A 12,623-nucleotide genomic window follows, 5' to 3' on the forward strand; every position below is an offset into this window, starting at 1 on the left:
TTTGGCGATTATATTGTAACTGGTTTCCTCTTTTTTGTTAATTAAAAATTTGATTAAATTTATTTGCCCCTATATTTTTTACTCTGTCTTTTCAATCATTCTTATTGAACAAATTCTAAAAATGTGGTATAATAAATTGAAATTAAGAAGTAGATATACTATAGTAAGTAAAAGGTCAGAAAAATGCTCTAATTTTGTTGATTAGGGTATTTTTTTATGTTATAATTTTATTTGAGGTTTGACCGCCTCAAAACTTACTATAGGAAGGAGGTTAATTAATCATGATTAACGGAGACTTCTTAGTTTTTATTATACTGATAATACTTTTGTATTTCTGGTTTAATAAAATTAAATAAAATCTTGCCGTTAATTCCTCCTATATCTATCTTGAGACTTTCTCGTAAATATGAGAGAGTCTCTTTTTTTCATAATTTCTATAAAAAAAGACAACTTCAAGTTTCCCCAAAGTCATCTATTTCATTTAAAAATTATTCTCCAAAATAAGCTATCGCTTCAATTTCTACAAAAACCCCTTTTGGTAATTTATCCACCGCAAAAGCTGATCTTGCTGGATATGGTTCAGTAAAATATTCTGCATAAATATTGTTTACTGCTGTAAAATCATTGATGTTGTCAAGCAAAACTGTTGTTTTTATTACATTTTTTGTTGTTAATCCATTGTTTTCCAAGATTGCCTTTAAGTTTTCGAGAACTTGTCTTGTCTGCTCTTCTACAGTAACAGCTTCAATTTGCTGATTTTCAGGATTTATTGCGATTTGCCCTGAGATGTACAAAAAGTCGCCTGCTTTTCTGAATGCTGAATATGGCCCGACTGCTTCTGGTATTTTTTTCATTTTTCCTCCTAATTTTTCATATTTTTTTAAATTTTACAATTTTATTCTATCATATTTTTTCAATATCAAAAAGAATTTTCTTTCACTTTGAATTACTATTCCAAAAATCGTTATTCTGGCGAATATCCAAAGTTTATAATGTATCGCCAGCTTTCTCCCGGCACTTTTGCAAATCCAAAATAAAGAGGTATCGCCAATGTTTTGGCACCTATTCCAAACTTATAGCTTTCCTTTTCATCATGTCCAAACTTGTAACTCTTGTTGGAAATATTGGCTCTGGAATAAGTTGTATCAAGATACAGGAATTTTGATAAGTTGTACTGGACTTTCAGACTTCCTACAAAAATACTGTTTCCACGAATTTTATCCGCAGGCATTCCAGCGAATTCCAGTGAATTGTCAGAAGTTCTGATTCCACCTATTTTAGGCCTGTACGTTTCTGGAATATCATCTCCGTATGATGTCAAGTAAACTGCTTTCGGAGTAATAGTGATTTTTTCACCAATTGGTATGTTTATTTCTCCTCCTGCACTCAATGAATTAAATTTAGCCTCTTTTGAATTTGCCAATGTATAATTTGAAAATAAATGTACTCCTCTTGTTGCAAAATTTATACTGTCCCTTGTGTCATAATCTATTTTTGCTTCAAAATATGGAAATACTTTCCGTACATTTTCATCGTGATTTTCGTGTTTAGTCACATCCGAAACCTGATATCCGCCTCCAACTGAGAATAATAAATTTTTGTACATTTCAAATCCAATACCTGTTCCAAGTTTGAATTTTCTATTTTCAAAGTTAAAGTATCCATTTTTATACTTCTGATTTTCTATAATGTCACGCTTGTAATCAAATTCAGTATAAATTACCACTTTGGAATTTTTTCCCAACTCCATTGTTGCCTTACCTCTTGCCCCATATTCATTTGCAACCGTTCCAGTTACTGAATATCTGACATTCGTATTATTTATAATCTTACTCCCCTGAAAACCAACATTTACTGTGGCCAAGTCCTCATTATTTATATTTCCTGAAAGTGTTAGGTAATCACTTGGTTTTTCCTGAACATTTATTACCAGATCATTGTCCTTCACTTCATAATAAACCGTTGTAAAATCACCATTCTGATAAATATTATTAACAATTTTTTCCATATCCAGCCTGCTTAAAACACCGAGCTTCTTAGGTAAAAATTTATCAAAATATGTCTTTTTGTATTTTTTATTTCCTTCTATCACAATTCCAGTAATATTGTATTCATCACTCCAAGTCCGTCTAAACTCCTTCCGTTTCTCCTCCAGCTTTTCAAAAAGTTCAGGATTTGACAATTTTCTAATTTCATCTATATTTTCCCTTGCAACTTTCTCCCCAGCCGCAATAAGCTCCTTTACCTTTGAAAAATCATAAGACTCGAATTTTTCCAAATCCGGTTTCATATACAAGTCAAGCATACGGATTTGCCGTTCCACTTCCTGTCTTCCCGCAATCGTCGTCGTATCCGTAATTACGTCAACCAGGTTCATTTTAGACTCGTCTCTTTTTGTGAAACCATCCCCCACATTCACACCAATTGTATAATCCGCTCCTAGCACCTTCACATCCTGTACTGGCAAGTTCCGTGTAACTCCCCCATCAATGTAAAGCCTTTTTCCATCCCGAATCGGTGCAAAAATCGAAGGCAATGACAAACTTTCCCTAATCGCCGTTGCAATTGAGCCTTTATCAATCATAACTCCTTCCCCAGATTCCAAGTCAGTCGCAACCGTCGCAAATTTCCTAGGAAATTTTCTAAAATCCTGTACTCTTAATGCCCCATAAAAAATTTCATTCAGCCTTTGACTCGCAGTTTTCCCCCCAACAACTCCGCTAGGCAATTTCGGCATAAAATTTTTCATTGGAATTACTGTACTATTCCTATCTTCAATCGAATTTCTTATAGCCCCCTTGTCCTTTCTTTCAATTTTATCACTAAAAAGCCCTAGCCAATCCATACTAATCGCTATTTCTTCAATTTCTTGCGGAGTATATCCTACACTATACATTCCCGCAATAATGCTTCCCATACTCGTCCCAGTCGCATATTCCACAGGCACCTTCTCCTCTTCCAGTACCTTCAATATCCCAATATGAGCAAGCCCTTTCGCCGTTCCCCCACTAAGCACCAGCCCAATCCTTTTATTCTCCTGAGAAATCACACTTTTTTTATTTTCCGAATTTTCTCTATTATTTACAATATCCTTATCTAATTCTATTTTAAGTTCATTTCCCAAAATTTCCTTTTCTTTCTCTTCCTCAATTTTCTCAAAATCTCGTTCATCTTTTTTCTCATTTTTCAATACAAGATTCTTCTCATTTTTATCACTTTCTATATTTTTAGAAAATCCAAAACTATTTACCAAAAGAAAAATAATTAAAAACAAAAATCTTTTTCTTCTTTCAATCATTTATGTTATCCTCCTTTTTTACTGATTTTTTATTAAACTTGATTTATAAAAATTTACCTATAATCATTAATACAGTTGACTTTTTTTGATTTTAGGCTATTTTAGTTAAACCAATTTTAAATTGCAATAAAATAATCTTTTTTAATTTTAATTATCAGGATAAACCTTTCTTGCAAGATAGGGATTTTCGACAGTGAGCAATCCTGTAAAAATAAAAAAGATATAAAATAGTAAAAACTGCTATTAAACAAAATAATCTAATACTAAATCCCATTAGAAAATAATTTGCAATTCAAAATTTATTAAATATTCACCTTTTTAATGGGGAATAATTAAATAAAAACTGACTCTTTAGTCATTTTACTATAAAAAAATTTTATTTTTCTTATAAATTTGCTAAAGTTTTGAATAAAATTACAATATTTCAAATAACTCTTCCAGTTTATTCACTTCATATTTTGGAGTAATCCCGGTATCATTCACATTATTTCGCAAATTTACCCAGCAAGTATCAATTCCAACATTTTGTCCACCTTTTATATCTGCCCCTAATGAATCGCCTATCATTATAACTGCTTTCTTATCTGATATTCCAAAATAATTCATTGCATATTCAAATATCCGCTTATCAGGCTTGTTCACTCCAACTTCATCGGAAATAATGATTTTATCAATGTATTTTGCAATCGCTGAATTTTCTATTCGTGAATGCTGGACTTCCTTTATTCCATTTGTTACAATTCCAACTTTATATTTTGAATGTAAATATTCACATAGTTTTTCAGTTGCTTCAAAAGGAAAAATCCCTTCTCCAAGTTTTTTCAAATAAAGCTCACTCATTTCATGCGGATTGTATTCCAAATCAAATTCTTTGATTAATTGCTCAAATCTCACAACCTTTAATCTATCCTTATCCACAGCCCCTTTTTCCAAATCCTTCCACAATTGCAAATTCACATCTTTATATCTATTTTTTATCTTCTCATAAATTTCTTCTTTTTTCTCATTGCCTAATTCACTTTCCGCAAAAAATCCCAATTCTTCGAAAGTGTTCCTAAATGCCTCCTTTTCAGTTTTCGGATAATCAAAAAGTGTGTCATCCAAATCTATTAATACAAGTTTATAGTTCATTTTATGCTCCTTCATTTATTTAGAATATTCTCAAACTCTTTAAATTTAAGAAAATCTGTTATTTTTTATTTGTAATAAATATGATGCAAATATTTGTATCGGTTTTTTATTGTATCCTAATTTTTATAATATCTTGTTCCTCTTCCATTTCCTGTAGCAACAATATATTTTTTCTCAATCAACGATTTTAATAATTTAAGATTTTTATCCTTTTTAAACCCTGTGATTTTCAATATTTATTTATTCGATAAAATATTTCCCTTCTTCAATGCTTCAAATTTTAAATCTTGATTATTTGATTTCAATTTTTCAAAATATTGATTCATCCCTTCCAAAGTGAACCTGTTTAATTCCAGTCTGCCGACTTCAATAGTTGAAGTATCATTTTTTTTGTAGGCTTTTCCTTTATATAGATATGGCTTGTCAAGCTCTTCTTCGATTACAAGTGTTATTGTCTTATTTTTTCCATTTTTTATAAATTTAAAATTAGGTTTCGGCACAATATTGTCATTTATTTTATTTTCAAGATTTAAGCATGTTTCTCCCAAGTCTTCTATTCCCACAACTTTTCCATCATCATCAATCCCAAAAATTATTCTACCTGAACCATAATTAGCAAAAGCACTAACTGTTTTAAAAAACGTATTTGTTATTATCAATTTCAACTCTAATTCTCTATTTTCCTTCATATCCACAAATTCTCCTGACAAAAATTATATCATAATCCAGCCAGAAATACGACAAAAAAATTATCGTCGATTTTACATCGTTTTTCTTATCTATAATTTGTACAACAATTTTACCATTTCATAGTAAAGTCAAGAACACAAATAAATTTAGTAATCAAATTATTTAAATTTTCCAGGTTTTTTTTTATATAACAAGCATATCCTAAAAATATAACAAAAAAACTTCCCAAATTAAGATATTTTCTCAATTTTAAGGAAGTTTATTATGTAACTACTTTTAATTACCTTTTTTTATAACTTTAGGTAACTTGTATTATTTTACTCACATCTTCAAACTTATAACTTATTTCCTAAAGTATTCTTTCATTTATTTACATGTTTCTCACATGTGTGAATCATTTTTGTGAATATTCCCACTCTCCTTCTAATGAATATTATTATATTAATTTTTTTAATAAATCAAATCTTTATTTAAGAATAACATCATATTAATAACTTATCTTATTACAAGTTCCATCGCATACACAAATACAGGTATGGTAAACAAAGAGAGTATTGTACTTAGGCCTATCAGTTTTGCCGCATGTACATAGTCTCCACCAAACAGCTGAGAATACAATGATGCTGTCAATCCTACAGGTGTACACGTGGCAAGCAATATTACGTATTTTATTTCCACTGGAACAAAAGGAATAAATATAAAAAGTATCAGAATCATTAAAGGAATAATAATTAATTTTATAAAAGAAATAGTATAAATCCTTCTATCTTTGAGAAGTTCGACTATATCCATATTTGCTATATAGGTTCCAAGTATTATCATTGCCAATGGTGCATTTACTTTAATACTGAAATTAAATATAAAACTAAGTGATGATGGAGTTCTTACTGAAAATATAAACATCAGAATTCCTAATATTACAGATATTATACCTGAATTTTTTATTATCCGTTTTATTGAAATGTAGTTTGCCTTTTTTGTTATGAGATAAATTCCATAAGTATATGCGGCTATGTTAAAAACTGCAAGATAAGCCGACAGATAAAACACTGCATGATTACCTATTATACTTGCAACCAGAGGAATGCCTATAAAACCGCTATTTGGAAGTCCAAGTCCCAGTCTTTCAATACTATTTTTGGTAAATTTGTTTCCTATAAAAAATCCAAGTGATATTGCAAATATTGAAAGAATAAAGCTTATCAGCAATCTGGAAAATTTTTCTTCAGAAAATTCTGTCTGATATTGTCCAAAAATTATAATGGGATTTATTATCCATACCAATATAAATGACAATTTTTGAACAATATTTCTGTTTATAATTTTTATTTTGAATAAAAAAAATCCAACCATTATAAAACTGTACATTATTCCTACTTTTTCAAATACAATCTGAAATATTTCCATTCCTGTATTCTCCTTATCCAATCTGTAATAAAGGCAGTTGAGCTGCACTTCCAACCTCGTTCCTAAGATTTTGGTGCAGTTCAAATCTGTAATTTCTTGCCTTCACTTTATATACTTTTACTATTTAGGAGTATAAGTCACTCCCTGTTTCTTCAATTTTTCTATAATTTCCTTAAATTGTGGTAAATACTTTTCATTGGCAACTAACATCTCATCAAGAAGATTTTTAGCTATTTTTCCACTTGTAACTATAGGATTAAGTGTAAAAGCCTGTAATGCCTTTCCATAATCTCCTGTTACTCCAGCTTCTATTGTAAGAGCTTCCATTGCTTTCATTATTTGAAGGCTTCCCCTTAATGCAATAGGAAATTTTCCCCAGTTTAAAGGCTCAGGCCCGTGTGAAGTGATTATTGCACTGACTTCTACGGCACAGTCATATTCCACATCTTCTATTGTACCATTATTTTGAGTACTCACTACCATCATAGTTTTCTTGTCGTTAAATATTGAAGCTATTATTTCGCAGGCAGCATCACTGTAATATGTTCCGCCTCTTTTTGTAAGCTGTTCCGGCTTATAGTCCAGTTTAGGATCTTTATACAGTTCAAACAGTTCAGCTTCTGTTCTTTTTACTACTTCTGCCCTTGTCTCATGATTTTTAAAGGCTTCCCTTTCTTCTTCCAGCATCAAGTCTGTCAAGTAATAATATCTGTGATATGAACATGGCAACATTCCTAGATCTTTAATCTGATCATAATTAAAAGGCAAATCAGAGATATTTTTCATTCCTTCGTGTTTTCCAGCATTTGCAGGATTATAAATTGCTTCTATTACTTCATTAGTCACTTCATTTCCTTTTTTATCCCAGACTCTGTGCCAGTGGAAGTGATTTATTCCTGCAAACTTTACAAAAAGTTCATTTGAATTTTCAGGCAGTCCGAGAGCTTCATTACATAATTTCACAAATCTTATAGGTACATTACAAAGCCCCACCGTTTTCTTCCATTTTCCTATTTTTATTGCTGTTTCAGTAATCATTCCCGCCGGATTTGTAAAGTTTATAAGCCATGCATCAGGACAAAGCTCTTCCATATCTTTTATTATTCCCAGTATAACAGGAATTGTTCTAAATGCTTTGAACATTCCTCCTGCCCCATTTGTTTCCTGTCCTATCAGTCCATGACTTAGAGGTATCCTTTCATCTCTTATTCTGGCATCCAAAAGGCCTACTCTAAATTGTGTTGTTACAAAATCTGCATTTTTTAAGGCTTCTCTCCTGTCAAGTGTCAGATTTACTTCCCAGTCAAGTCCTGCAGCTTTAACCATTCTTCTAGCCATAGCTCCTGTTATTTCCAGTTTTTCTTTTCCGTCTTCTATATCAACAAGCCATATTTCCTTTATTGGAAGCTCATCTTTTCTTTTTATGAATCCTTCTATTAGTTCAGGAGTGTAGCTGGAACCTCCTCCAATAGTAACTATTTTTAATTTTTCCATTATTTTTTCTCCTTAATCTCATATTGATTTAATTAATTTATATTTTTAATTTACTCTTTGGCCTCAGATATAGTCTGTTCCTGCTCATAATTTATCTGATCCTGCTTTTTTATGAAAGGAAAATATCCTAATATTGAAATCAACATTATTACTGCCTGAAGCAGGGCAAGCCTCCATCCACCTACTAAAAAACCGCTTATTATAGGTGGCGTTGTCCAAGGTGGATTTACATTTCCCATTAATGGAACAAGTCCTGTTTTCATTGAAATATATGCAACTACGGTGGCCACTATAGGAACTCCTATAAAAGGTATAAACAGTATTGGATTCATCACTACTGGAGTACCGAATATTATAGGCTCATTTATATTGAAAATAGCAGCTCCTATACTCAGTTTCCCCAACTCTTTAAATTGTCTGGATTTTGCAAAAAATAACATATAGACTACTATGCCAATCGTTATTCCTGATCCTGTTATTATCTGTAACATCGTTCTGAAATTATATGTAACTATATATCCATTTGCAGTAGTTAGTATTTTCCCTGCATCCAGTATTTCCTGATTTTCTAACATGTTAGACATCAAAATTCCGGCCATAATTCCAGAAACTATACTTGCACCATGTACACCAAACCACCATAAGAAAGACATAGCAAAAGCCATAATTATAGCCCCGCCAAAAGTACTTGTCATCCCCTGTAAAGGAATAGATAGAACTTTATAAATAAAATCTACAAAAGTCGTTTTAAAAATTATATTAAATAAAGCATATAAAATTACACTTCCAGTTACTATTACTGTTCCAGGGATTAATCCTACAAATGAGTTTGCAACTCCTGAAGGAACTCCATCAGGCATTTTTATTACAATTTTATTTTTTATAAACCATGAGTATACTTTTCCTACTATTACTCCTATTATTATTGAAGCAATCATACCTCTTGATCCAAGATAAAGAACTGGAATAACTCCATCAATTTTCTCATTATTAGGCAGTATATGAAAATGGTTTATTAAAACTACAAATGCAACTAAACTTAATATCCCTGCATTCAATGCTTCTATTTTTTCGTTTTTTGCATAGTAATACCCTATTGTAAACACTGAAGCCAATGCCAGTATACTATACGTAGCATTATTTGCCTGTAAAAGATAACTTCTCCAGCCTGTTTTTGTTAAAAATTCTACAAAGGGGCTGTATGGAAAATTTGCAATCAACAGAAAAATCGAACCTATTATTGTGAGCCCTATTGTCGCTGAAAAACCATCTCTTATAGCCTGTACTGTTTTTGTGCTAACAAAATCCATTATCTTAGGCAGCATTTTTTCTTCCAGTATATTCTGCAAAGCCATTATAATCACACTCCTTGTAATATAATATTTTTTATAACTTTATTTTTTGTTCTATATGATATTATTTTTAAATATTTTATTCCAAATCATTTCCATTTGTCTCAATAACCTTTTTATACCAATAAAATGATTTTTTTCTACTTCTTTCGTATGTTCCGTTTCCTTCATCATCTAAGTCAACATAGATAAATCCATATCTTTTACTTATCTGACACGTTGACATGCTTACAAGATCTATACATCCCCATGGAGTGTATCCCATAACTTCAACTCCATCTTCTATTGCATCTCTTATGGCTGTTATGTGTTCTTTAAAATATTGTATTCTATAATCATCAATGATACTTCCATCTTTCTCAACAGTATCCCTATTTCCAATTCCATTTTCTACGATAAACAGGGGTTTCCTATATCTGTCATACATATCAATTAATGAATAATGCAGTCCTTTAGGATCAATCTGCCAGTTCCATTCAGTAACCTCCAGATAAGGATTTTTCACTCCTGTTGAAACATTTCCGTTAACTTTCTCAAGTTTTTCAGCATTTATGCTTGAAACAAATGACATGTAGTAACTGAAAGATACAAAATCAACAGTATAAAGTTTCAGTATCTCTTCATCTCCTGACTCAAAGTGTACGTTTATTCCATTTTTTTCCCATTCTTTTTTTATAAACTCAGGATATTCCCCAAACACCTGAACATCTCCATAAAAATAATTCTCCCTATTATCTTTTAATGCCAGAAGGCAGTTTTCAGGATTGGAATTTTCAGGATATGTCAGCAGTCTTGTAAGCATACATCCTATTTTTGAATCAGGTACTATTTCATGACAGTATTTGGTTGCAAGTGAACTCGCTACAAACTGGTGATGCAGTGCCTGATATATTATTTCTTCCTGTTTTTCCTTTGGATATCTATCTGTAACTATTCCTGCAGTTGTGAAAGGGTGTCTGAAAATACTGTCTATTTCATTAAATGTCAGCCAGTATTTTACAAGTTTCTTATATCTTTTAAATACTGCTTTACAAAATTTTACAAACATATCAACTACTGGTCTCTGATACCACCCATCATAATTATTTGACAGGTATAACGGCATTTCATAATGAGAAAGAGTAACAAGAGGCTCTATATTTCTCTTTCTCATTTCAGTAAAGAGGCTCTCATAATATTTTAAACCTTCTTCATTCGGTTCTTCTTCTGTTCCCTCAGGAAATATCCTTGTCCATGCAATGGAAACCCTTAATGTCTTAAATCCCATTTCAGTAAATAAATCCAAATCTTCTTTATATCTGTTATAAAAATCAATTCCATGTCTTTTTGGATACATTTTCGTATCTTTTGAGTTCATGGCTTCTTCTATATCTTTTACTGATATACTATGCTGAGCCTGATAATCTTTTGGATCTGTCTTAGGCTTATACGTACTACAGTCTGCCACTGACATTCCTTTGCCATCTATATTCCATGCACCTTCACACTGGTTGGCAGCAAGAGCTCCTCCCCATAAGAAATCTTCTGGAAATATATTTTTTTTATTCATAGTATTTCTACCTTTCTAGATTTTTTATATAATTTTTATATGATTTCATCTATACTTTCAGATTTTTTTATTTTCGATAAAAAACTTCCTTAAGCAACTGTTGCTTCCTTTTTCTCTGTTTCCTTGTTTGAAAACAGTACAAAAGGTATCCAGCACAAAGTACATACAAAAAATATAAGTAACTGTATTACTACACCCTGCCATCCATGAGATATAAATGGACTTATTATTATAGGTACTCCGAATGGAACTTCTACCACATTTGGTACCAAAAATCCAATTTTTGTGGCAAACAATGCTATCCCTGCTCCTATTGCTGAATTAAATATAAACGGTATTGCAAAAGTCGGATTTAACACAAGAGGCAGTCCAAAAACTACAGGTTCATTTATACTGCATATTCCGGGTAAAAGTCCTAATTTTGCTATCATTCTGTGTTCCTCTCTTTTTGAAAACAAGAATATTGCTATAAGTAATGATAATGTGACTCCTGCTCCTCCAGGCACTATAAAGTTCATCCAGAATGACATTGTAAATGCTTCATGTGGTACTTTCCCTACTTCCACCGCTGCAATATTTGCTGCCAATGCAGTCACAAACAAAGGATTTCTGAGAGGTGTAATAACAAGTCCACCATGAATTCCAAGAAACCAGAATATTTGTCCTGCTATTACTAAAGCCAATATCCCTAATGGACTTTTCAGTGCTATTTCAAGAGGTGTCTGAACTATGGCATAAATAAATTCATTTAGATATTGCCCTGTCACTGTTTTAAACACATTTCCAAAAATCGCCGTTCCTAAGACTATTATTAATATTGGAATTAATGTGTTAAAAGAAGTTGCTATTCCAGCAGGTACTGATGGAGGCATTTTTATTTTTATGGCTTCAATTTTTATGAGTACTCTAAATAATTCAGCTACAATTATTGCCATAAGCATCCCTATAAATAATCCTTGAGCACCAAGAGCTGTAGCTGATACAGCTCCAATCTTTTTTGTTTCTTCACCCACTACAGCTGTAAGAGACTGAGGAACAACTGATATATAGGCCAATGCCGCTACAATTCCCGTCAAATGTTCAGGAGTCTTATTTGATCTTGCAAGTTGCATTGCTATAAGAAATACTATTGGAACAGTCATAAAAGTCATTGTTGCAAAATTTATTGCTGAAAATGCTCCTGATAAACTTTCTAATGCAGGTATCCACTGTGCAAGTCCTGTTTTTGGACTAGAAATTAGAGCAGAAAACAATGTTCCAAAAGATCCCACTATAATAAAAGGCATATATGCTGTAAAAGCATTTTTTATTGCTTGTAAATATCTATTATCATCTATTTTTTCTGCAACTGTCATTAGTATATCTTCCAGTTTTTCCTTTAGTGCCATAATCATTTCCCTCCTGCCAGCTCTTCAGCCTGTTTTAATACTGCAGCTCCATCACACCTACCATATGCCATTGGATCTATTATTCCAACAGGAACATTATCTCCAACTATTTTTTTTACTTTTCTTAAAATATGTCTAACTTGAGGCCCTAACAGCAGTACGTCAAAATTTCCAATTTCTTCTGCTATCTGTCCCTGCTCAACTGCCCATATTTTATAATCTTTCCCCTGTTCCTTCGCACTTTCTTCCATTCTTGATACTACCAGACTTGTAGACATTCCTGCTGTACATGCTAACATTATTCTCATATAAAT

Annotated in this window: 9 protein-coding genes and 1 pseudogene; all 10 read right to left on the minus strand. The window is 31.8% G+C overall.

Going from position 1 to position 12,623, the window contains the following annotated elements; translation table 11 throughout:
- Positions 1 to 488 precede the first annotated feature (488 nt).
- The 10 genes and pseudogenes from K324_RS0112920 to K324_RS0112970 all read right to left on the minus strand — a co-directional run bounded on the left by K324_RS0112920 (position 489) and on the right by K324_RS0112970 (position 12,617).
- A complete protein-coding gene (locus tag K324_RS0112920; RefSeq protein ID WP_026749500.1) occupies positions 489 to 854 on the minus strand; it encodes a Rid family detoxifying hydrolase in 366 nt (121 codons plus the stop codon).
- 110 nt (positions 855 to 964) lie between these two features.
- Positions 965 to 3,298: a patatin-like phospholipase family protein gene (locus K324_RS0112925; RefSeq protein ID WP_026749501.1), complete on the minus strand. Its 2,334-nt coding sequence runs from the start codon at positions 3,296 to 3,298 to the stop codon at positions 965 to 967.
- A gap of 414 nt (positions 3,299 to 3,712) precedes the next feature.
- Entirely contained in the window at positions 3,713 to 4,429 is a 717-nt protein-coding gene (locus tag K324_RS0112930) for a YjjG family noncanonical pyrimidine nucleotidase (RefSeq protein WP_026749502.1), read from the minus strand.
- Positions 4,430 to 4,689: 260 nt separating this feature from the next.
- Positions 4,690 to 5,118: pseudogene (locus tag K324_RS15300) on the minus strand (AlbA family DNA-binding domain-containing protein); the annotation flags it as partial.
- 496 nt (positions 5,119 to 5,614) lie between these two features.
- Positions 5,615 to 6,526, minus strand: a complete 912-nt coding sequence (locus K324_RS0112945) for an AEC family transporter (protein WP_026749504.1) — start codon at positions 6,524 to 6,526, stop codon at positions 5,615 to 5,617.
- A gap of 120 nt (positions 6,527 to 6,646) precedes the next feature.
- Complete coding sequence (locus K324_RS0112950) at positions 6,647 to 8,020, minus strand: 6-phospho-beta-glucosidase (protein ID WP_026749505.1); 1,374 nt, start codon at positions 8,018 to 8,020, stop codon at positions 6,647 to 6,649.
- A gap of 50 nt (positions 8,021 to 8,070) precedes the next feature.
- A complete protein-coding gene (locus tag K324_RS0112955; RefSeq protein WP_026749506.1) occupies positions 8,071 to 9,375 on the minus strand; it encodes a PTS sugar transporter subunit IIC in 1,305 nt (434 codons plus the stop codon).
- 76 nt (positions 9,376 to 9,451) lie between these two features.
- Positions 9,452 to 10,921 carry a glycoside hydrolase family 1 protein gene (locus K324_RS0112960; protein ID WP_026749507.1) on the minus strand — a complete coding sequence of 490 codons (1,470 nt, stop codon included), beginning with the start codon at positions 10,919 to 10,921 and terminating at the stop codon, positions 9,452 to 9,454.
- Between the two features lie 89 nt (positions 10,922 to 11,010).
- The gene (locus K324_RS0112965; RefSeq protein ID WP_026749508.1) at positions 11,011 to 12,309 is read right to left on the minus strand and encodes a PTS sugar transporter subunit IIC; all 1,299 of its coding nucleotides are present in this window, start codon (positions 12,307 to 12,309) and stop codon (positions 11,011 to 11,013) included.
- Between the two features lie 2 nt (positions 12,310 to 12,311).
- Positions 12,312 to 12,617, minus strand: coding sequence for a PTS sugar transporter subunit IIB (locus K324_RS0112970; protein WP_026749509.1), 306 nt, complete (start codon positions 12,615 to 12,617; stop codon positions 12,312 to 12,314).
- Positions 12,618 to 12,623: the final 6 nt, after the last annotated feature.

Origin of the sequence: Leptotrichia trevisanii DSM 22070 (genome assembly GCF_000482505.1) — a bacterium.
GTDB lineage: Bacteria > Fusobacteriota > Fusobacteriia > Fusobacteriales > Leptotrichiaceae > Leptotrichia > Leptotrichia trevisanii.

Excerpts from the sequence above, each read along its gene's own strand:
- K324_RS0112920 (WP_026749500.1), bottom strand. The coding sequence starts at position 854 with ATGAAAAAAATACCAGAAGCAGTCGGGCCATATTCAGCATTCAGAAAA.
- K324_RS0112925 (WP_026749501.1), bottom strand. The coding sequence starts at position 3,298 with ATGATTGAAAGAAGAAAAAGATTTTTGTTTTTAATTATTTTTCTTTTG.
- K324_RS0112930 (WP_026749502.1), bottom strand. The coding sequence starts at position 4,429 with ATGAACTATAAACTTGTATTAATAGATTTGGATGACACACTTTTTGAT.
- K324_RS0112945 (WP_026749504.1), bottom strand. The coding sequence starts at position 6,526 with ATGGAAATATTTCAGATTGTATTTGAAAAAGTAGGAATAATGTACAGT.
- K324_RS0112950 (WP_026749505.1), bottom strand. The coding sequence starts at position 8,020 with ATGGAAAAATTAAAAATAGTTACTATTGGAGGAGGTTCCAGCTACACT.
- K324_RS0112955 (WP_026749506.1), bottom strand. The coding sequence starts at position 9,375 with ATGGCTTTGCAGAATATACTGGAAGAAAAAATGCTGCCTAAGATAATG.
- K324_RS0112960 (WP_026749507.1), bottom strand. The coding sequence starts at position 10,921 with ATGAATAAAAAAAATATATTTCCAGAAGATTTCTTATGGGGAGGAGCT.
- K324_RS0112965 (WP_026749508.1), bottom strand. The coding sequence starts at position 12,309 with ATGGCACTAAAGGAAAAACTGGAAGATATACTAATGACAGTTGCAGAA.
- K324_RS0112970 (WP_026749509.1), bottom strand. The coding sequence starts at position 12,617 with ATGAGAATAATGTTAGCATGTACAGCAGGAATGTCTACAAGTCTGGTA.